This window comes from Sphaerotilus sp., from assembly GCF_031429695.1.
Lineage (GTDB): Bacteria > Pseudomonadota > Gammaproteobacteria > Burkholderiales > Burkholderiaceae_C > Sphaerotilus.
Genome location: NZ_JANPAB010000034.1, coordinates 31,407 through 50,844, shown reverse-complemented (window position 1 = coordinate 50,844; position 19,438 = coordinate 31,407). Strand labels below are relative to the sequence as shown.

Genomic DNA, 19,438 nt, shown 5'->3' with positions numbered 1-19,438 from the left:
GCAGCAAGACAAGCAAGAGGGGCACGCCGTGAAAACACTGTTGAGGTCACTGGCCTTGAACCAGCAAGGGCTAGGCGCAGCGACTGCGTTTGGTCATGGGGCGGCTGGGGCGCTGCAGGCCATCGAACACCTCGGGTATGTCCAGATCGACACGCTGGCCGTGATCGAGCGGGCGCACCACCATGTCCTGTGGAGCCGCGTGCCCGGGTATGAACTGGAACACCTGAACCAGCTCCTGCGCGAGCGGCGGGTGTTCGAGCACTGGTTCCACGCCGCGTCCTGCCTGCCGATGCGCGACTACCGGTTTTCCCTGCCGCTGATGGCGTCGGCGCGCGACGGGCACAACCGGCATTCCGCCCAGGCCGATGCCGCCGTGATGCGCCAGCTCCTGGACCGGGTGCGCCTCGACGGGCCGCTGACGCTGCGCAGCCTGGACCATCAGCCCTCGGCTGTGAAGGGCGGCTGGTGGAACGCGGGGCCGGTCAAGCACGCGCTGAACCGACTCTTCATGCAGGGTGACCTGATGGTGTGCGAGCGCCAGGGGATGGAGAAGGTCTACGACCTGGCCGAGCGGGTACTGCCCGGCGGGCTGGATCTGCGGGAGCCGACGGTGGACGAGTCTGCGCGCTACCTGCTGGACACGGCGGTGCGGGCACATGGGGTCGTGACCTGGGCGCAATTGCTGCACCTCAGGACGGGGCAGGCCATCCGGGACGCGGTGCGCCGCGCACTGGATGAGCGGCTTGCAGATCGGTCGCTGGTGCCACTGGAGGGCGCGACGCTGCCGGACGCCTATGTGGATGCCGCGGCGCTTGACCGCACGGCACCCACGGCCAGCCGGGAGGTGCACCTGCTCTCGCCATTCGACAACGTCGTGATCCACCGCGAGCGCCTGAGCGGCTTGTTCGGGCTGGACTATCGGCTGGAGTGCTACACGGCGGCGCCGAAGCGGGTGTACGGGTATTTCTGTCTGCCGATCCTGTTCGGGGACCGGTTCGTGGGGCGGGTGGATTGCAAGGCCCATCGGCGCGAGCGGCGTTTCGAGCTGCTGAGCGTGCATGTCGAGGAGCCGCTGCCCGAACGGGACGAGTTTCTGCCGGCGTTCACCGAGGCATTGCAGGCGCTGGCGGAATTCTGCGGGTGTGACCGGGTGGACACTGGATCGGCGTCAGGGGCTGGTTTCCTCAACTTGACGCGGTGAATCCATCGTCGCACGATGCGATGCACCACCCACGAGGAGACCCGCATGGACGTTTTCAAGACCCACGGCGCGATCAGTTGGAACGAGCTGATGACCACCGACCCGGTGCATTCGGCCGATTTCTACCACCAGCTCTTCGGCTGGACGGTGGAGACGATGCCGATGCCGCAAGGCCCGTACCGCATCCTCAAGGTCGGGGACACCGCCATCGGCGGCATCATGGGCATCCCGCCCACCGCTCCGCCGGCAATGCCGCCCAACTGGTGTCCCTATGTGACCGTGGACAGCGCCGATGAAACCGCGGGCGAATGCGCGGCCTTGGGCGGGCGGGTGCTCATCGAGCCGACCGACATCCCTGGCATCGGGCGCTTCGCGGTGCTGCAGGATCCGCAGGGCGCGGTGCTCAACATCATGGAATACGGCATGCCGGGCGACGCACCGACCTGAACGTCCGGGGTGTCGGGGCTGGGCGGCGATAATCCGGCCCCTGTGAACCCGACGCTCCCCACCCCTCCCGCCGCGCCGCCGAAGCGGACCGCTGCCGCCGCCGCGCCCACGCGCCGCCCCGCCAACCCCGTTCCGCCGATCACCTATCCCGACGCGCTGCCGGTCTCGGCCCGGCGCGACGAGATTGCGCAGGCGATGCGCGACCACCAGGTCATCATCGTCTGCGGCGAAACCGGCTCGGGCAAGACCACGCAGATCCCCAAGATCGCGCTCGAACTCGGCCGCGGTCTGGGCGCGGGCGGCTCGGGCCTGATCGGCCACACCCAGCCCCGCCGCATCGCCGCCAGCTCCGTCGCCAAGCGCATCGCCGACGAGCTGAAATCGCCGCTCGGCGAGGTGGTCGGCTACAAGGTGCGCTTCCAGGACCGCCTGCAGGCCGGCGCCTCGGTCAAGCTGATGACCGACGGCATCCTGCTCGCCGAGACCCAGTCCGACCCGCTGCTGCGCAATTACGACACCCTGATCATCGACGAGGCCCACGAGCGCAGCCTCAACATCGACTTCCTGCTCGGCTACCTGCGCCAGATCCTGCCGCGGCGGCCCGACCTGAAGATCGTCGTCACCTCGGCCACCATCGACGCCGACCGCTTCGCGCAGCACTTCGCCTCCGCCAAGGGGCCGGCGCCGGTGATCCTGGTCAGCGGGCGCACCTTCCCGGTCGAGCAACGCTGGAAACCGTTCGAGGACAGCAAGGACTACGGCCTCGACGACGCCATCGCCGACGCGGTGGACGACCTCTGGCGCAGCGGCTCGGGCGACATCCTCATCTTCCTGCCCGGCGAGCGCGAGATCCGCGATGCCGCCGAGCACCTGCGCAAGCACCTCAGCCACCAGCCGCTGCACCGCCACGCCGACATCCTGCCGCTGTTCGCCCGCCTGTCGCAGCAGGAGCAGGACCGCGTCTTCGAGACGGGTGGTGGCAAACGCATCGTGCTGGCCACCAACGTCGCGGAAACCTCGCTGACGGTGCCCGGCATCCGCTACGTCATCGACACCGGCCATGCCCGCGTCAAGCGTTACAGCTACCGCACCAAGGTCGAGCAGCTCCAGATCGAGCCGATCTCGCAGGCGGCGGCCAACCAGCGCGCCGGCCGCTGCGGGCGCGTGGCCAACGGCATCTGCATCCGGCTCTACGACGAGAAGGATTTCCTGGGGCGCCCGCGTTTCACCGACCCGGAAATCATGCGGTCCTCGCTGGCTGGCGTGATCCTGCGCATGAAGTCGCTGCGGCTCGGGCTGGTCGAGGATTTCCCGTTCCTGGAGCCACCGCCGCGCAAGGCGATCGCCGACGGCTACGCGCTGCTGGGCGAACTCGGCGCGGTGGATGACGCCAACGAGCTGACGCCGATCGGCCAGGAGCTGGCGCGGCTGCCGCTCGACCCGCGGGTGGGCCGCATGATCCTGGAGGCGCGCAACCGCGAGGCGCTCAACGAGGTGCTGGTCATCGCGTCCGCCCTGAGCGTGCAGGACGTGCGCGACCGGCCGATGGACCAGCAGCAGAACGCCGACGAGAAGCACAAGAAGTTCGACGACGAACGCTCCGAGTTCATGGGCTACCTGAAGCTCTGGAAGTGGATCGATGAGGGCAGGGGCCACCACGCACCGACCGAAGGCGCCGCGCACAAGCTCAGCAACCGCCAGCAGGAACAGCGCCTGCGCGAGAGTTTCGTCAGCCCGCGCCGCGTGCGCGAGTGGCGCGACATCTACAGCCAGCTCCACACCGTGGTCGCCGAACACGGCTGGCGGCTCAACGGCTCGGCGGCGACCTATGACCAGATCCACCTGTCGATGCTGGCCGGCCTGCTCGGCAACATCGGGCTGAAGTCCGAGGACGAGGACTGGTACCTGGGCGCCCGCGGCATCAAGTTCTGGCGCCACCCGGGCGCACACCTGAGCAAGAAGCTGGGCCGCTGGCTGGTGGCGGCCGAACTCGTGGACACGACGCGGCTGTTCGGGCGCGGGCTGGCCGCCATCGACCCGGCGTGGATTCCGCCGATCGCGGGGCACCTGCTCAAGGTCCAGTTGCTGGAGCCGCACTGGGAGAAAAAGGCCGCCGAAGTCACCGCGCTGGAGCGGGCGACGCTCTACGGCATCGTCATCTACGCCAATCGCCGCGTGAACTTCGGCAATGTGGATGCACCCGCCGCGCGCGAGATCTTCATCCGCGAGGCGCTGGTGAATGGCGAGTGGGAGACCAAGCTGCCCTTCCTCGCCCACAACCAGAAGCTGATCCGGCAGGTGGAAGAGCTGGAGCACAAGTCGCGCCGGCAGGACGTGCTGGTGGACGACGAGCTGATCCACGCCTACTACGACGCGCAACTGCCGCGGGATGTCGTCAGCGGTGCGACCTTCGAACGCTGGTGCCGCCACGAAAGCAAGGCGGAGCTGTCCGGGCCGAAGCTGCTGCACCTGACCCGCGACGAGCTGATGCGCCACGAGGCGGCCGGGATCACGACGGCCGCGTTCCCGAAGACGCTGCGGCTGGGTGGCATCGACTGCACGGCCGAGTACCTGCACAGCCCCGGCGACGCCAAGGACGGCGTCACGGTGACGGTGCCGATCTACGCACTGAACCAGGTGAGCGAGGAACGCTGCGAGTGGCTGGTGCCCGGCATGCTGGAGGCCAAGGTGCTGGCGCTGGTCAAGAGCCTGCACCAGCGCCCGCGCTCGCGGCTGGTGCCCTTGCCGGATTACGTCGCCGAGTTCGTCGAGCTGAACCCGTTCGCACAGGGACTGCTGGTCGATGTGCTGCTCAAGGCGGTGCGCGAGCGGAGCCAGATCGCCGTGCAGCGCAACGATTTCAAGCTGGAGATGGTGGCGGCGCACCTGTTCATGAACTTCCGCGTCGTCGATGAACACGGGCGGCAGTTGGGGATGGGGCGGAATCTGGCGGCCTTGAAGGCGGAGCTGGGCGGGCAGGCGCGGACGGCGTTTCAGGCGCTGGCGGGGTTGAAGGTGGCGGCTTCGGCAGCGCCTGCACCTGTCGCCGCACCGACGGCGGCGAAGGCCAGGCCGACCGCTGCATCCGCTGCTCCTGCTGCACCGGCTGCGCAGTACACCACCTGGACCTTCGGCGAACTCCCAGAGCTGATGGAGATCCGCAAGGCCGGCCAGACGCTGATCGGCTTCCCGGCGCTGATCGACCGCACGACCCACGTCGAGATCGAGGTGTTCGACGAACCGGACGCGGCGGCCGCGAAACACCATGCGGGCCTGCGCCGGCTGGTGGCGCTGAACCTCAAGGAGCCGCTGAAGTACCTGGAGAAGAACATCCTGACCTGCAGAAGATGTCGGTGTCCTTCATGCCGCTGGGCACACAGGAGGAACTGCGCGACCAGATCATCGACGTGGCGCTGACGCGGGCGTTCCTGGCCGATCCGCTGCCGACCGACGCCCGCGCCTTCCAGCAGCGTCTCGACGAAGGCCGGCCCCGCCTGAACCTGATCGCGCAGGAAGTCGCACGCACGGCCGGCACCATCCTGATCGACTACGCCGCCGCGCTGCGCAAGCTCAAGGACACCCGCGTGCCCAAGGACGTGGCCGACGACATCACCGGCCAGTTGCAGCGCCTCGTGCCGAAGCGCTTCATCGCGCAGACGCACTGGTCACAGCTCCACCACCTGCCGCGCTACCTCAAGGCCGTCGTGCTGCGGCTGGACAAGTGGCGCGCCGACCCCGTCCGGGATGCGCAGCGCCTGACCGAGCTGCGCCCGCTGGAAACCCGTTACACCCGCCGCCTCGCCGATCTCAAGGGCACCGACGACAGCCGCCTGACCGAATACCGCTGGCTGCTGGAGGAACTGCGGGTCAGCCTGTTCGCGCAGGAGCTGCGCACGCCGCAGCCGGTGAGCGTCAAGCGGCTGGACAAGGTGTGGGCGCAGTTGAACCAATGACCTCCGGCTTGGTGCCTTAGCGAACAGACCTGACGGCTTCCGGCGCGCACGCTGCACTGCGCACACCCCGCTGCGCGTGGAGACTCCGGATGAAAGCACTTGTCTATCTCGGTCCGCACCAGAAGGCGCTGGAGGACCGTCCCAAGCCGGTCATCACCGCCGCCACCGATGCCATCGTGAAGATGACGCGCACGACGATCTGCGGCACCGACCTGCACATCCTCAGGGGTGATGTGCCGACCTGCACACCCGGCCGCATCCTCGGCCACGAAGGCGTGGGCATCGTCGAGACGGTGGGGTCGGCCGTCACGGCGTTCAAGGCCGGCGATCCGGTGCTGATCTCGTGTGTCAGCGCCTGTGGTCAGTGCGCGAACTGCCGACGCCAGATGTATTCGCACTGCAGCACCGGTGGCTGGATCCTGGGCAACCGCATCGACGGCACGCAGGCCGAGTTCGTGCGCATCCCCCATGCGGACATGAGCCTCTACCCGATTCCGGCAGGCGCGGACGAGGAGGCGCTGGTGCTGCTGAGCGACATCCTGCCGACCGCGATGGAGTGCGGCGTGCTCAATGGGCGCGTGCAGCCCGGCAGCACGGTGGCCATCGTCGGCTCCGGGCCGATCGGCCTGGCGGCGCTGCTGACGGCACAGTTCTACGCGCCCGCCGAGATCATCATGATCGACCTCGACGACGGCCGACTGGCGGTCGCCAAGCGGTTCGGCGCGACGGCCACCCTCAACAGCGGCAACGGTCAGGCGGCTGACGCGGTGATGCAGCTCACCGGGCAGCGCGGCGTGGACACCGCGATCGAGGCGGTGGGCGTGCCCGCCACCTTCGAGCTGTGCCAGCAGATCGTCGCGGCCGGCGGCACCATCGCCAACGTCGGCGTGCATGGTGTCAAGGTCGATCTGCACCTGGAAAACCTGTGGGACCGGAACATCACGATCACCACGCGGCTGGTGGACACCGTGAGCACGCCAATGCTGCTGAAGACGCTGTGCGCCCACCAGCTCGACCCGAAGCCGCTGATCACCCACCGCTTCAAGCTCGACCAGATCCTCGACGCCTACGAGACCTTTGCGCACGCGGCCGAAACGCACGCGCTCAAAGTGCTCATCGAAGCCTGAAGACGCCATGCGGTACACCGTTCTGTCGAGGGTGGTTCTGTTGACTGCAGTCTCTGGCTGCACCGCATGGGCGCCCTCCGTTCCACCGTCGGCGCCGACACTGCTGGCCATCGACGTTCCTGCGGGATGGTCGGCTGCAGAGGCCGCAGGCGCGGGCACCCGTGGTGTCGGCGGCGAGTCGCTGGTGACTTGGTGGCAAAGCTTCGACGACCCGCTGATGGCCGATCTGGTGGGCCGCGCCCTGCGGTCCAACACCAGTGTCGCCAGCGCCCAGGCGGCGTTGCGCCAAGCCCAGGGCTTGCGCGACGTGGCTGCTGCCGCACTGCGGCCGACGCTGGGCGGCTCGGCCTCGGCGCAGCGTGGCACGGCCGGCGGCGCCAGCACCGGGAACCGGTTTCAGCTTGGACTGGATGCCCAGTGGGTGCCCGACGTGTTCGGTGCTCGCCGTGACGCACTGGATGCGGGTGAGGCCGTGGCGGCGGCCAGTGCGGCCAGCCTGGGGGATGTGCAGGTGCAGGTGGCCGCCTCGGTGGCGTCGAGCTACCTCCTGCTGCGTGCGGTGCAGGCGCGTCGGGCCATCGCCAGCGACAACCTGGCCAACCAGCAGGAAACCTGGCAGATCACCGACTGGCGCCAGCAGGCGGGCCTGGTCACGGTGCTGGAAGTCGAGCAGGCGCGGGCGGCGGCGGCGCAGACGCAGGCGCTGCTACCCGTGCTGCAGACCAGCATCGACCAGACCCTGCATGCGCTGGCGGTGCTGGTGGGCCAGCCGCCGGCGGCTTTGCGAACCGAACTGGGGACCGTGTCGAATGCCATGCCGGACACCCTGCCGATACCGCGCGGCGACCTCGTGCTGATGCTGGACATTCCCGCCGACACCTTGCGCCAGCGCGCCGACGTTCAGGCGGCCGAGTACCAGGTGGCCGCCGCCTTGGCCCGTGTCGGACAGGCCGAGGCGCAACGCTGGCCGAGTTTTGCCATCGGCGGCTCCCTCGGTTGGAGCGCGATCAGCATGGCCGCGCTGACCAACGGGGCCTCGGTGCTCGGCAGCCTGCTGGCCAGCGTCCGCCTGCCGGTGTTCGACGGCGGCACGGCGCATGCCCAGGTGCAAGTCCAGCAGGCCGCGCTGGAGCAGGCGCAGCAGGCGTACCGCGCGGCCGTGCTGGGGGCGCTGAAGGACGTGGAAAACGCCCTCGTGGCACTGCGCGGTGACCGGCTGCGGCTGGCCAGCCTGCGCATGGCCGCCGACGCGGCGGGCAACGCCGCACGGCTGGCCCGCCAGCGTTACAGCAGCGGTCTGGTGGACTTTCAGACCGTGCTGGAAACGCAGCGCAACCAGTTCGCCACCCAGGACGGGGTGGTCGGCGCTCGGGCCGATCTCGGCAACGACCAGGTGCGGCTGTTCACTGCCCTGGGCGGTGGCTGGCGCAGGGTGGACGCGCAACAGGCGGCGGCGCGGTGAGTGCCGCCCCACCGCCCGGGGTGCCTGCGCCTGCGCCATCGACGCTGCTGGACGAACCTGCCGCCAAGCCCTGGTACCGCCGCTCCGGGCTGTGGGCCACGGTGGTGGTCGTGGTGCTGCTGGCGGCGGGACTGGCGTGGTGGCTGGCCCGCCGCGCCGCCAGTGCGCTGCCCAGCTACACCACGCAGGCGGTATCCCGCGGCAACCTCACGCTCACCGTCACCGCCAATGGCACGGTGCAGCCCACGCGGTCCATCAACATCGGCAGCGAGCTGTCGGGCACGGTGCTGGAGGTCCATGTCGATGTCAACGACCACATCCGCAAGGGCCAGGTGCTGGTGGTGCTGGACACCGCCAAGCTGCGCGGCCAGATTCTGCGGTCGCAGGCGGCCTTGACGGGCGCGCAGGCCAGGCTGGCGCAGACGGCCGCCACCGTCAGCGAGGCGCAGGCCGCCTTCGGCCGGCTCGAAGCGGTGGCGGTGCTGTCCGGTGGCAAGGTGCCGTCCAAGGCCGAACTCGGCGCTGGCCGTGCCATGCTGGCCCGCGCCATCGCCGACGAAGCCAGTGCCCGCGCTAGCATCAGCGACGCCCGTGCGGCGCTGTCCACCGACCAGATCAACTGGTCCAAGGCGTCCATCACGGCGCCTGCCGACGGCGTGGTGCTGACCCGCACCGTGGACCCCGGCAACGCGGTGGCGGCCTCGCTGCAGGCGGTGACGCTGTTCACCGTGGCCGAAGACCTCACCCGCCTGCGCCTGTGGGTGTACGTGGACGAGGCCGATGTGGGCGCCGTGCAGGTGGGGCAGCACGCCACCTTCACCGTCAGCGCCTACCCGAGTCGGCCATTCCCGGCACGCCTCACGCGGGTGGGCTTCGGCTCGACCATCACCGACAACGTCGTCACCTACCTGACCTACCTGGACGTGGACAACGCCGACCTGCGCTTGCGGCCGGGCATGACGGCCACAGCCACCATCGTTGCCACCGAGCGCAAGGACGTGCTGCTGGTGCCCAACGCGGCCTTGCGCTACACGCCCACGACCGCGGCAGTGACCGCCAGGAAGGGTATCGCATCGGGCATCGCCTTCGGGCCTCCGAAGACCGAGAGCCGGCGCAAGGGCGCCGCCGACAGCGCCAGCACCGCCACCGCGCGCCAGGTGTGGGTGTTGCCGCCAGGGGGCAAGGGGGCTGCCGCTGCGCCGGTGGCCGTGGCCGTGACGCCGGGCATCAGCGATGGCCACATGACAGAAATCACGGGCGGCGACCTGAAGGCGGGCATGCAGGTCGTCACGGCACAGAAGACGGCCGCCGCGCCATGACGACACCCTCCGCCTCACCCCTGATTCAACTGCTCGGCGTGAGCAAGCGCTACGGGCAAGGTGCGACGGAACTGCTGGCGCTGAACCGCATCGACCTCGCCATCGCGGCTGGCGAGTTCGTCGCGATCATGGGGCCGAGCGGGTCGGGTAAATCCACCGCCATGAACATCCTGGGCTGCCTGGACACGCCCACGGCCGGCCAGTACCTGTTCCAGGGCGCCCATGTCGAAGCCTTGTCGCGTGACCAGCGCGCCCGCCTGCGCCGGCGCTACCTGGGCTTCGTGTTCCAGGGCTTCAACCTCCTGCCGCGCACCTCGGCGCAGGAGAACGTCGAACTGCCGCTGCTGTACCGCGGCGACAGCGCCACGGCGCGCCGCACCGCTGCCGCGAAAGCGTTGCATGACGTGGGCCTGGGTGGCTGGGAGCAGCACACGCCGGCAGAACTCTCCGGCGGCCAGCAGCAGCGCGTGGCCATCGCCCGCGCCATCGTCACCCAGCCCGCCGTGGTGCTGGCCGACGAGCCCACCGGCAACCTCGACACCCAGCGCAGCCACGAAATCATGGGCCTGCTGATGGCGCTGAACCGCGACCACGGCATCACCGTGCTGATGGTGACGCACGAGCCGGACATGGCCGCCTACGCCCGCCGCATGGTGCATTTCGTCGATGGCCGCATCGCCAAGGATGTCGCCAACCCGAACCCCACCACGTCGGCACCGGCCATCGAGCCGGCCGAGACCGTCTGATCGGGCGCCGCGATGCTGTTCAACGTGTTCATGCTCGCCCTGCGCTCGGTGCGCCGCAACCTGCTGCGCTCGTTCCTCACGATCCTGGGCATCGTCATCGGTGTCAGCGCGGTGATCACGATGGTCACGCTGGGCAATGGCGCCACGCAGGCCATCGAAGAAAAGATCACCAGCCTGGGCACCAACCTGCTGATGGTCAGCCCCGGCCAGCGCATCGGTGGGGGCGGGGGTGGCGGTGGCGTGCCGCAGTTCACCGAGGCCGACGCCGACGCCATCGCCTCGCAGATCGGTGGCGTGGCGGCTGTGGCCCCGCAGGGCCGCACCAACGCCACCGTGGTCGCGAACGGCCGCAACTGGTCCACCAGCGTCACCGGCAGCACCAACGCCTGGTTCGAGACCGGCAACTGGCAACTCGCCAGCGGCCGCCTGTTCGCGCCGGACGAGCAGCTCTCCGGTGCTGCCGTCTGCATCGTCGGCGAGACGGTGCGCCGCGAACTCTACGGCGGCACGGCGGGCGAAACCGGCCTGGGCCAGCTGCTGCGCGTCAAGCAGTTCACCTGCGACGTGGTCGGCATCCTCGCGGCCAAGGGGCAGGGCGGCATGGGCGACCAGGACGACACCGTGGTGCTGCCGCTGCACACGCTGCAGCGGCGCGTCACCGGCAGCCGCAAGGTCAGCACGCTGATGGTGTCGATGCAGGACGGGGCCGACAGCGCGCCCCTCAAGGCCGGCCTGCGCCAACTGATGCGCGAACGCCGAACGCTGGCGGACAGCGACGATGACAACTTCAACATCTTCGACACCCAGCAACTGGCCGACACGCTGAGCAGCACCATGGGCGTGCTGACCAGCCTGCTCGGGGCGGTGGCGGCGGTGAGCCTGCTGGTGGGTGGCATCGGCATCATGAACATCATGCTGGTGAGCGTCACCGAGCGCACCCGCGAGATCGGCTTGCGGCTGGCCGTGGGGGCGCTGGAAGGCGAGGTGCTGCTGCAGTTCCTGATCGAGGCCATCGTGCTGTCGGCGCTCGGGGGACTGGTGGGCGTGGCGATCGCGACGGCGGCGTCGTATGGTGGCGCCATGCTGATGGCCGTGCCTTACGTGTTCGATCCTGTCATCAACCTGGTGGCGCTGGTGTTCTCGGCGGCCATCGGGATGGTGTTCGGCTACTTCCCGGCGCGGCGCGCGGCGCAGATGGACCCGATCGAGGCCTTGCGCCATGAATAGAAGCACGGGAAATCGGATAGATCGTCAACCGTTCAGTCAGCGGGTTGCATCGCATCGCGCCAAATAGGTGACAAACTTCACGTTTTTCTCCTACAGTGCAGTGCCGCCATGGTGGCGGATACACCTGACTTCTGATCTGAGGAGATGAGACATGGGCATTGTTTGGATGGTGATCGTGGGCTTCCTGATTGGCCTCGTGGCACGGTGGATCATCCCCGGCGCGCAGTCGCTGGGCTTTATCCTGACGACCTTGCTGGGCATTGCCGGCTCGTTCGTCGCGGGATACGCTGGCCAGATGCTCGGCTGGTACACCCAGGGACAGCCGGCGAGCTACATCGCGTCAGTGGTCGGCGCGGCGGTGCTGCTGTTCGTGGTCGGCAAGCTCAAGGGCGCTTGACGCCCGGGCCATCAAACGGAAAAAGGCCGGCATGTCGCCGGCCTTTTTTCTGGATGAGCACCGAACCGGGTGCGGATCAGGCTCAAGCGTCCAGCGCCTCGCCGATGACACCCTTCTTGAACAGGAAGTTGCCGTAGGGCTGCAGATCGCTGGTCAGCACGATGGCAAACGCCGTGCGCACGCGGTCGTAGAACGCAAACCGCTCGATCGCCTCGCACTGCTCGGCGCGCGCGTGACCACCCGTTTCGATCAGCTCGATCACCTCACGCTGCAGGCGGCTGCGGTAGCCGTCGGGCGTGTCGCAGACCTTCATGTAGGCGATCGGCTGTGTCACCGCCACGTCCAGCGGCAGCAGGCTGAGCAGGGCTTGCGCCGTGCGCTGGATACCAGCGCCGGGCAGGTGGATGATGGGCTTGCGTCGTCCATCCGGGCCAATGCTGAGGCTGGCCGCGGTGAAGTTGGCATCGGCCACGATGATCTCGTCGCCATGGCCCATCTCCGCCAGCACCTGCAGCAACTGCGGTGTCAGCAGTGGGTCGATCCCCTTGAGCATGTCGTCTCCTGTAATGGTCTGGTCGGTTCGTGTGGTGCGCTGCGCCGCCTCAGGCCAGGCATTCCTTGGGGATCTTGTCGGCCGGCATGGCGCCCGTCATCACTGCCACGGTGTCGCTCATGCTGATCTTCTTCGGGTTCAACACTGCGGCCCGCTTGCCCAGCCGGGCGACGTGGATGCGGTCGGCGATCTCGAAGACGTGCGGCATGTTGTGGGAGATCAGGATCACCGGCAGGCCCTTGTCGCGCACCCGGCGGATCAGGTCGAGCACCATGTTGCCTTCCTTGACGCCCAGCGCCGCGGTCGGTTCGTCCAGGATCACCACATGCTCGGCAAACGCCGCCGCCCGCGCCACCGCCACACACTGGCGCTGGCCGCCGGAAAGCGTCTCCACCGCCTGCGTCATCGAGCGGATACCGACTTTCAGCTCGTTCATGCGGGTGATGCTCTGCTCCAGCATCCGCTTCTTGTCGATCATGCGCAGCACGCTCCCGGCAAAGCCGGGGCGGAGCAGTTCACGACCGAGGAAGAGGTTCTCGGCAATCGTCATGGCCGGGGCCACGGCGAGATCCTGGTAGACCGTCTCGATGCCGACGCGGCGGGCGTCGATCGGGCTCTTGAAGTGGATCGGCTTGCCGTCCAGCCAGATCTCGCCTTCGTCGGGGATGGTGGCCCCCGACAGGCACTTGATCAGCGAGGACTTGCCCGCGCCGTTGTCACCGATCACCGCCAGGATTTCACCGGCGCGCAGCTCGAAGTCAGCACCGTCGATGGCCGTGACCTGGCCGTAGCGTTTGACCAGGCCCTTGGCCTGCATCACGATTTGCGGTTGTGCGCTCATGTCAGCGGCCCCCCTTGCGAGACATCTGATCCGTGGCCACGGCCAGGATCACCAGGATGCCGGTCACCAGGATCTGGTAGACCGACGACACGCCCATCAGCGTGAGGCCGTTGCGGAACACGCCGACGATCATCGCGCCCATCAGCGTGCCGAGCAGGATGCCGCGGCCACCGAACAGGCTGGTTCCGCCGAGCACCACGGCCGTGATGGCGTCGAGGTTTTCGGTCTGGCCGGCGTTCGGGTCACCCGCGCCGGTCCGGGCCACGGCCAGCATCGAGGCGATGCCGTAGAACGTGCCGGCGAGCGCATAGACGGTCAGCAGCACGCGGTCGGTCGGGATGCCGGTCAGGCGCGTCGCTTCAGGGTTGTTGCCCACGGCGTAGACATGGCGGCCCGGCGCAGTCTCGCGCAGCCAGAGCCAGGTCGCGATGTACAGCGCGAGCATCAGGACGGTCCCATAGGCGACGCGGGCGCCACCCAGGCCGAAGGTCTCGCCCAGCAGGTTCATGCCGTCCGGGATCTGGGTGATGGTCTGCGCGTGCGAGTAGAGCTGCGTGACGGCGAAGGCGATGTTCAGCGTGCCCAGCGTCACGATGAAGGGCGGCAGCTTGACGCGGGTGACGAGCAGGCCGTTGATCAGGCCGAACAGGGTCGTCACGGCGACGCCGCAGAGGATGGCCAGCGGGGCGTTCAGGCCGTAGTCGGCGGCGACCTTGGTCATCACGATGGAGCCCAGTGCCATGACCATGCCGCAGGACAGGTCGATGCCGGCGGTCAGGATGATCAGGGTCTGGCCGATGGCGATGGTGCCCACGACCATGACCTGCTGCAGGATCAGCGAGAAATTCTGCAGCGTGAGAAAGCGTTCGTGCTGGAAGGAGAAGAAGGCACAGGCCAGGATCAGGGCGATGGCCGGGCCCAGTGTCCCGATCGGGGGAAGCTTGGCTTTGAGCGAATTCATGGGTTTGGCTCGCTGGTGGCGTGCATGAAAGAAAAGCCCCGCGTTGACGGGGCTTTCGGACCAGGGGGATCGAATGACCGCCCCTGTGCGGTCAGAGATCTGGAAGGATCTTTGACGGATCTGGCTTCACACCAGATCAGTCACCCCAGCACTGGCCACGGGCCTTCTTGGTGTCGATGCTCTTGACGCCAGCGGCTGCCTTGGAAGCCACCAGGTCCACGCCGGTGTCGGTGTAGCCCGACTGGCGCTTGCCATCCTTGGCGAACTTGACACCAGCAGCGACGCCCATTGCGGCCATCTTCAGCGGGTACTGCATCGAGGTCGCGGCGATCACGCCCTTCTCGACGTTGCCCACGCCGTTGGAGCACATGCCGTCCACACCCAGGATGACGACGTTCTTTTCCTTGCCAGCGGCCTTCAGCGCCTTGTAGGCACCGGCGGCTGCGGGTTCGTTGATGGCGTACACGACGTTGATGTCGCCGTTCTTCTGCAGGCAGTTTTCCATGCCGGTCTGGCCCTTGGCTGCGTCACCGAAGCTGTCGGCCATGCAGACGACTTCAGCCGGCTGGGCCAGCTCGTTGCTGTCGGCGGGCAGGGTCTTCAGGCCGTAGCCGGCCAGGAAGCCGTTGTGGCGCTGCGCACCGACCGGGTGGCCGGGGAACAGGTCCATCGTGGCGATGACGGGCTTCTTGCCGCCCAGCATGGCCTTGGCGTAGGCGCCGATCAGCTCGCCGGCCTTGTAGTTGTTGGTGGCGAACAGGGCGTCCGCTTCCGGCACCGGGCTGTCCAGGGCGATGACTTGCACGCCTTGGGCCTTGATCTTCTTGATGGTCGGAACGATCGCGTCACCTGACGAGGTGATCAGGATGGTCTTGGCGCCGGCGGCGACCATGTTTTCCATCGCGGTGATCTGGCCGGCGGTGTCGCCGTCCTGCTTGCCTGCAGCCGACAGCAGCTTGGCGCCCAGCTTCTTGGCTTCGGCTTCGGCGCCTTCCTTCATCTTCACGAAGAACGGGTTGGTTTCGGTCTTGGTGATCAGGCCGATGACGGGCTGTGCGGCCATCGTCGAGGTGGCGAAACAGGCGAGAGCGGCAGCGAAGCCCAGGGTGGAAAGACGCGACATGTGTTGTCTCCGAAGAAGGTAAGGACTCGCAGGACGAGCCAGGTGGTGAGGTGAGGTCCGTTCTGTGGTGAACCTGCAGAACAGATGGTAGCGGCTCGACTAATTAAATCAACCAGTTTGATTTAGTGATTTCCCTAGTGTCATCGCTCCCGATGGATGAGACGATCGCGACCCCGATTCCGTTGACCGAGAAAACCATGAGTGCCATGAGTGCCCCGAGTGTTACGCCTGCGCCCGCGAACTTGCCCATCGTCATCTGTGGCGAGTCCCTGCTGGATGTGTTCCAGGATGGCTCCACGCCCACCGGCCTGCATCTGGACGCCGTGGTCGGCGGCTCGCCGCTGAACGTGGCGGCCGGTGTGCAGCGCATGGGGCAGCCGGCTGTCTTCCTCGGCGCCATCTCGCGTGACTTCCTGGGGGAGCGCATCCTGAAGAGCGTGGTGGACGAGGGTATCTCGACCGAGGCCGTTGTGCTCAATGACGCGCCGACCACGCTGAGCCTGGTGGGTGTCGATGCCAATGGTGTGCCCAGCTACCGTTTCTACGGTACGGGCGGCTCCGATCGGCAACTGCTGCCCGAGCACCTGGCGCGCCTGCCGGCTGACGTGGCGGCCATTCATTTCGGCTCCTTCGGCTGTGTGGTCGAGCCGATCGCGTCCACCATCCGCACACTGGTCGAGCAGCGCCACACGTCCGCTGTCATTTCCTATGACCCGAACGTGCGCCTGAACGTCGAGCCATCGCTGGAGGCGTGGCGCGACAACATCGAGTGGATGGCCTCGCGCACGCACCTGCTCAAGCTCAGCGACGAGGATTTCGAGCGGCTGTACCCCGAGCTGAATCCGGCGGATCTGGCGGCGCGCTGGCTGGCGGCAGGCGTGTCGCTGGTCATGATGACCCGTGGTGGCAAGGGTGCATTGGCGTGGACCCGCGAAGGGCAGTGCGAAGTGTCCGCACCCAAGGTGCAGGTGCAGGACACGGTCGGCGCCGGGGACACCTTCCAGGCCGCCACCCTCGTGGCGTTGGCGGAAATCGGGCGCCTGAGTCCAGCGGGGCTGGCGGCGATCACGCTTGACGAGGTGCGCCGCGTGGCCGACTTTGCGGCGCAGGCGGCGGCCATCACCTGCACCCGCCGCGGCCCTGATTTGCCGCGTCGAAATGAACTTCGTGCAGTTGTCTGAAAATCAGCTATGATCTAAGGCTCTTGTCGGGGCGTAGCGCAGCCTGGTAGCGCATCTGGTTTGGGACCAGAGGGTCGAAGGTTCGAATCCTTTCGCCCCGACCAAGAACTCTTTTTTGCTTCTACAGCACACTGCCCGTAGCTCAACTGGATAGAGCACCGGCCTTCTAAGCCGGGGGTCGGGAGTTCGAGTCTCTCCGGGCAGGCCAGTCGGCACACCCACTCCCCGTTTCTCCCCGCGCATGTCCACTCCGCTGGAACGCCGCCTCCTCCCGTTCATCGCCTGCCAAGGCGCCTTTTCGACGCTGATCGGCTTCGCGGAGGTGCTGGTGTTTGCGCAGCGCGGCTGGTCAGAAGCGGTGCAGTTCACGGCGGTCATGCTGACGGTGGCGATGGTGTGCATCGTGGGGTCGTTTGCGCTGGGCCGGCTGCTGTCGCTTCGGCCGGCGCACCTGATCCGCGCCGGTTTTCTGGCCCCAGCCCTCCTGCTGTTCGGAGCGCAGGGCGAGCCGCTGTGGCTGGCCATGGCGATCGGGTCATTCATGGGTCTGACCTGGGGCGCACGGCTCTGGCTGGAGCTGAGCCTGTTAGCCGACGCCGACCGCGACCCCTACGCCGCCCACACCACCGTCTGGACCGTCTTCGCCGGGCTGTGTGCCACGCTGACGGTCACGCTGTTCCTGTCGATGACGGGCGAGCGCGCAGCGGCGGTCTACACCAGCTATGCGGTGCTGGCGCTGGTCGCGGCCTTCTGGGCGCCGCACCGCTTGCCGGACACGCCCGCCATCCACTGGGACAACCCTTGGGCGGTGGTCCGGCAGCCGGGGTTCTCGCGGTGCCTGCCGCTGTACGGACTCGAATCGGGCTTGCTGGGCATCGGGATGGTGCTCGGGGCCAGCGGCGCGGTGCAGGCGCTGGGTGTGGTGAGCCACTACGGCTGGGCAGCCAGCGCGGCGACAGTGCTGGGCGGACTGGGTCTGTTCGCGCTGCGCCGCCGCCGCCACGCCGGCAACCGCTTGCGCTGGATGGCACTGGCCGCACTGGGCATGGTCGCCGCCCACGCGCTGCTAGGCGCCAGCATCTGGCATCCCGGCCTCTACATCGCCCACCTGCTGCTGCTCGCCACCGTGCAGCCGTTCTGGTTCGCCAGCGAGCAGGTGCTCAACCAGCGGGTGCTCGACCTGGAGGGCGCGCTGGCGGACCGGATCGTCGTGCGCGAGGTCGTGCTGTGGGCGTTCCGGATGCTGGCGCTGGGCGGGTTCTGGTGGGCGGTGCAGGGATGGTCGCCGGTGCGGGTGCTGCTGGGGGCGGGGCTGATGGCGGTGGCGGTGCTGCTGGAATGGGGCGTCGGCCGCGCCTGGCTGCGCCGCACACCCTGACCAACCGCACTTCAACTGCGCTTGGTGGCGATCAGCGACAGCACCTTCGACCCCTGCAACTGCGGCCGATCCGCCTCGACCTCCGTCAGTGGCGCCACTTCCACCATTGACGCCATGCAGCGCCTCGTCAGTTCCTGGTACGTGAGCGTGCCTTCGAGCTTCCACGCCACCTCCTCGTCCGTCAGATCCCGCAGCTTGCGGGCCGGTGAGCCAACCACCAGCGTGCGTGGCGCCACCTTCTTGCCCGCCGGCACAAACGCGCAGGCCGCCACGATCGCCGCCTCGCCCACCTCGGCCTCGTCCATCACCACGGCGTTCATGCCGACCAGCGCATCCCGCCGCACCGTGCAACTGTGCAGCACCGCACCGTGCCCGATGTGGCCGTTCTCTTCGACGAGGGTGTCCTGGTTCGGGAAACCGTGGATCACGCAGGTGTCCTGCACGTTCACGCCCCGGTGCAGCACGATGCGCCCGAAGTCCCCGCGCAGGCTGGCACAAGGGCCGATGTAGCAGTCCGGGCCGACGATCACGTCGCCGATCAGCACGGCGGTGGGGTGGACGTAGGCGCTTGGATGGACGACGGGCGTGACGCCTTCAAGGCTGTAGCAGGGCATGGTGGGGATTTCCTGAGTTGCAGAGCGTGGGGATTCAATCTATTCTCTACCGAACGGTCGGTCAATCCGAGAAAATCCCAGAAACCCAGGAGTTCCCGTGTCTGAACCACTGCTGCTACAGGCCCGCGAAGGCGCGGTGCTCACGCTGACACTGAATCGCCCCGCGGCGCTCAACAGCTTCACCACGGCGCTGCACCGCGCACTGTTCACCGCGCTGGACGATGCGGCTGGTGATGCCGGTGTGCGCTGTGTGGTGTTGACGGGGGCAGGGCGGGCGTTCTGCTCCGGGCAGGATTTGTCTGATCCGGTGGTCGCGCCGGACCTGACGCCGGGCGCGCCACCCAAGGATCTCGGCCACGTGATCGAACATTTCTACCGCCCGCTGGTGCTGCGGCTGCGCTCGATGCCAGTGCCGGTGGTCGCGGCGGTCAATGGCGTGGCGGCCGGGGCGGGAGCGAATCTGGCGCTGGCCTGTGACCTCGTGCTGGCGGGGCGCTCGGCGAGCTTCATCCAGGCGTTCACCAAGATCGGCCTCGTGCCGGACACCGCGGGCACCTGGCTGCTGCCGCGGCTGGTCGGGCGGGCGCAGGCGCTCGGGCTGGCGCTGCTGGGCGACAAGCTGCCGGCGGCCGAGGCGGAGCGGATCGGGCTGATCTGGCGCTGCGTGGATGACGCCGCGCTGCAGGCCGACGCGCAGGCTCTAGCGCAGAAACTCGCTGCGATGCCGACCGCCGCGCTGGTCGCCACGCGGCAGGCCATGGACGCCGCGCAAGGGATGGACCTGCCCAGTGCGCTTGACGCCGAATGCACGCTGCAACGCCATTTCGGCAGTGCGCACGACTACCAGGAAGGCGTGGCCGCGTTCATGGCGAAACGTGCCCCGACCTTCACCGACCGCTGAAACCACT

At 68.0% G+C, this 19,438-nt stretch carries 16 protein-coding genes, 2 tRNA genes and 1 pseudogene; 14 read left to right on the top strand and 5 right to left on the bottom strand.

The window, feature by feature from the left end; genetic code table 11:
- Positions 1 to 28: 28 nt before the first annotated feature.
- The 9 genes and pseudogenes from RMP06_RS06565 (at position 29) to RMP06_RS06525 (ending at position 11,879) form a co-directional block, all read left to right on the top strand.
- Positions 29 to 1,201 carry a winged helix-turn-helix domain-containing protein gene (locus tag RMP06_RS06565; RefSeq protein WP_310460973.1) on the top strand — a complete coding sequence of 391 codons (1,173 nt, stop codon included), beginning with the start codon at positions 29 to 31 and terminating at the stop codon, positions 1,199 to 1,201.
- A gap of 45 nt (positions 1,202 to 1,246) precedes the next feature.
- Positions 1,247 to 1,648, top strand: a complete 402-nt coding sequence (locus RMP06_RS06560) for a VOC family protein (RefSeq protein ID WP_310460972.1) — start codon at positions 1,247 to 1,249, stop codon at positions 1,646 to 1,648.
- A 9-nt stretch (positions 1,649 to 1,657) separates the two neighbouring features.
- Positions 1,658 to 5,601, top strand: a pseudogene (gene hrpA, locus RMP06_RS06555) (ATP-dependent RNA helicase HrpA).
- An 89-nt stretch (positions 5,602 to 5,690) separates the two neighbouring features.
- A complete protein-coding gene (locus RMP06_RS06550; RefSeq protein ID WP_310460971.1) occupies positions 5,691 to 6,728 on the top strand; it encodes a zinc-dependent alcohol dehydrogenase family protein in 1,038 nt (345 codons plus the stop codon).
- A gap of 31 nt (positions 6,729 to 6,759) precedes the next feature.
- Positions 6,760 to 8,190 (top strand): efflux transporter outer membrane subunit, encoded by a 1,431-nt coding sequence (locus RMP06_RS06545; RefSeq protein WP_310461021.1) that lies wholly within the window; start codon positions 6,760 to 6,762, stop codon positions 8,188 to 8,190.
- Positions 8,187 to 9,509, top strand: coding sequence for an efflux RND transporter periplasmic adaptor subunit (locus RMP06_RS06540; RefSeq protein WP_409050115.1), 1,323 nt, complete (start codon positions 8,187 to 8,189; stop codon positions 9,507 to 9,509). The genes RMP06_RS06545 and RMP06_RS06540 overlap by 4 nt, the downstream gene beginning before the upstream one ends.
- Positions 9,506 to 10,255 carry an ABC transporter ATP-binding protein gene (locus tag RMP06_RS06535; RefSeq protein WP_310460970.1) on the top strand — a complete coding sequence of 250 codons (750 nt, stop codon included), beginning with the start codon at positions 9,506 to 9,508 and terminating at the stop codon, positions 10,253 to 10,255. The genes RMP06_RS06540 and RMP06_RS06535 overlap by 4 nt, the downstream gene beginning before the upstream one ends.
- Positions 10,256 to 10,267: 12 nt before the next feature.
- Positions 10,268 to 11,482, top strand: a complete 1,215-nt coding sequence (locus tag RMP06_RS06530; protein ID WP_310460969.1) for an ABC transporter permease — start codon at positions 10,268 to 10,270, stop codon at positions 11,480 to 11,482.
- 151 nt (positions 11,483 to 11,633) lie between these two features.
- The gene (locus RMP06_RS06525) at positions 11,634 to 11,879 is read left to right on the top strand and encodes a GlsB/YeaQ/YmgE family stress response membrane protein (protein ID WP_310460968.1); all 246 of its coding nucleotides are present in this window, start codon (positions 11,634 to 11,636) and stop codon (positions 11,877 to 11,879) included.
- Between the two features lie 82 nt (positions 11,880 to 11,961).
- Here RMP06_RS06525 and RMP06_RS06520 read toward each other — a convergent pair whose 3' ends face one another.
- The 4 genes from RMP06_RS06520 to RMP06_RS06505 form a co-directional block, all read right to left on the bottom strand.
- Positions 11,962 to 12,432, bottom strand: coding sequence for an RbsD/FucU family protein (locus tag RMP06_RS06520; protein WP_310460967.1), 471 nt, complete (start codon positions 12,430 to 12,432; stop codon positions 11,962 to 11,964).
- A 49-nt stretch (positions 12,433 to 12,481) separates the two neighbouring features.
- Positions 12,482 to 13,273 (bottom strand): ATP-binding cassette domain-containing protein, encoded by a 792-nt coding sequence (locus tag RMP06_RS06515; RefSeq protein ID WP_310460966.1) that lies wholly within the window; start codon positions 13,271 to 13,273, stop codon positions 12,482 to 12,484.
- 1 nt (position 13,274) lies between these two features.
- Entirely contained in the window at positions 13,275 to 14,234 is a 960-nt protein-coding gene (locus RMP06_RS06510; protein ID WP_310460965.1) for an ABC transporter permease, read from the bottom strand.
- Between the two features lie 136 nt (positions 14,235 to 14,370).
- A complete protein-coding gene (locus tag RMP06_RS06505) occupies positions 14,371 to 15,357 on the bottom strand; it encodes a substrate-binding domain-containing protein (RefSeq protein WP_310460964.1) in 987 nt (328 codons plus the stop codon).
- A 206-nt stretch (positions 15,358 to 15,563) separates the two neighbouring features.
- On the opposite strand from RMP06_RS06505, the gene RMP06_RS06500 reads away from it, so the two are divergent.
- The 4 genes from RMP06_RS06500 to RMP06_RS06485 all read left to right on the top strand — a co-directional run bounded on the left by RMP06_RS06500 (position 15,564) and on the right by RMP06_RS06485 (position 17,916).
- Positions 15,564 to 16,538 carry a carbohydrate kinase family protein gene (locus RMP06_RS06500; protein WP_310460963.1) on the top strand — a complete coding sequence of 325 codons (975 nt, stop codon included), beginning with the start codon at positions 15,564 to 15,566 and terminating at the stop codon, positions 16,536 to 16,538.
- Between the two features lie 27 nt (positions 16,539 to 16,565).
- A tRNA-Pro gene (locus RMP06_RS06495) sits at positions 16,566 to 16,642 on the top strand.
- Positions 16,643 to 16,669: 27 nt separating this feature from the next.
- Positions 16,670 to 16,746: transfer RNA gene (locus RMP06_RS06490), tRNA-Arg, on the top strand.
- Positions 16,747 to 16,779: 33 nt separating this feature from the next.
- On the top strand, positions 16,780 to 17,916 hold the full coding sequence (locus RMP06_RS06485; RefSeq protein WP_310460962.1) for a hypothetical protein: 1,137 nt from the start codon (positions 16,780 to 16,782) through the stop codon (positions 17,914 to 17,916).
- An 11-nt stretch (positions 17,917 to 17,927) separates the two neighbouring features.
- Here the strand turns inward: RMP06_RS06485 and RMP06_RS06480 are convergent, their stop codons facing one another.
- Positions 17,928 to 18,530, bottom strand: coding sequence for a phenylacetic acid degradation protein PaaY (locus RMP06_RS06480; protein ID WP_310460961.1), 603 nt, complete (start codon positions 18,528 to 18,530; stop codon positions 17,928 to 17,930).
- Positions 18,531 to 18,627: 97 nt separating this feature from the next.
- Here RMP06_RS06480 and RMP06_RS06475 point away from each other — a divergent pair, with 97 nt between their 5' ends.
- A complete protein-coding gene (locus RMP06_RS06475; RefSeq protein WP_310460960.1) occupies positions 18,628 to 19,431 on the top strand; it encodes an enoyl-CoA hydratase-related protein in 804 nt (267 codons plus the stop codon).
- The last annotated feature ends 7 nt before the right edge of the window (positions 19,432 to 19,438 follow it).

Excerpts from the sequence above, each read along its gene's own strand:
- RMP06_RS06560 (WP_310460972.1), top strand. The coding sequence starts at position 1,247 with ATGGACGTTTTCAAGACCCACGGCGCGATCAGTTGGAACGAGCTGATG.
- RMP06_RS06550 (WP_310460971.1), top strand. The coding sequence starts at position 5,691 with ATGAAAGCACTTGTCTATCTCGGTCCGCACCAGAAGGCGCTGGAGGAC.
- RMP06_RS06535 (WP_310460970.1), top strand. The coding sequence starts at position 9,506 with ATGACGACACCCTCCGCCTCACCCCTGATTCAACTGCTCGGCGTGAGC.
- RMP06_RS06530 (WP_310460969.1), top strand. The coding sequence starts at position 10,268 with ATGCTGTTCAACGTGTTCATGCTCGCCCTGCGCTCGGTGCGCCGCAAC.
- RMP06_RS06525 (WP_310460968.1), top strand. The coding sequence starts at position 11,634 with ATGGGCATTGTTTGGATGGTGATCGTGGGCTTCCTGATTGGCCTCGTG.
- RMP06_RS06520 (WP_310460967.1), bottom strand. The coding sequence starts at position 12,432 with ATGCTCAAGGGGATCGACCCACTGCTGACACCGCAGTTGCTGCAGGTG.
- RMP06_RS06515 (WP_310460966.1), bottom strand. The coding sequence starts at position 13,273 with ATGAGCGCACAACCGCAAATCGTGATGCAGGCCAAGGGCCTGGTCAAA.
- RMP06_RS06510 (WP_310460965.1), bottom strand. The coding sequence starts at position 14,234 with ATGAATTCGCTCAAAGCCAAGCTTCCCCCGATCGGGACACTGGGCCCG.
- RMP06_RS06505 (WP_310460964.1), bottom strand. The coding sequence starts at position 15,357 with ATGTCGCGTCTTTCCACCCTGGGCTTCGCTGCCGCTCTCGCCTGTTTC.
- RMP06_RS06500 (WP_310460963.1), top strand. The coding sequence starts at position 15,564 with ATGAGTGCCCCGAGTGTTACGCCTGCGCCCGCGAACTTGCCCATCGTC.
- RMP06_RS06485 (WP_310460962.1), top strand. The coding sequence starts at position 16,780 with ATGTCCACTCCGCTGGAACGCCGCCTCCTCCCGTTCATCGCCTGCCAA.
- RMP06_RS06480 (WP_310460961.1), bottom strand. The coding sequence starts at position 18,530 with ATGCCCTGCTACAGCCTTGAAGGCGTCACGCCCGTCGTCCATCCAAGC.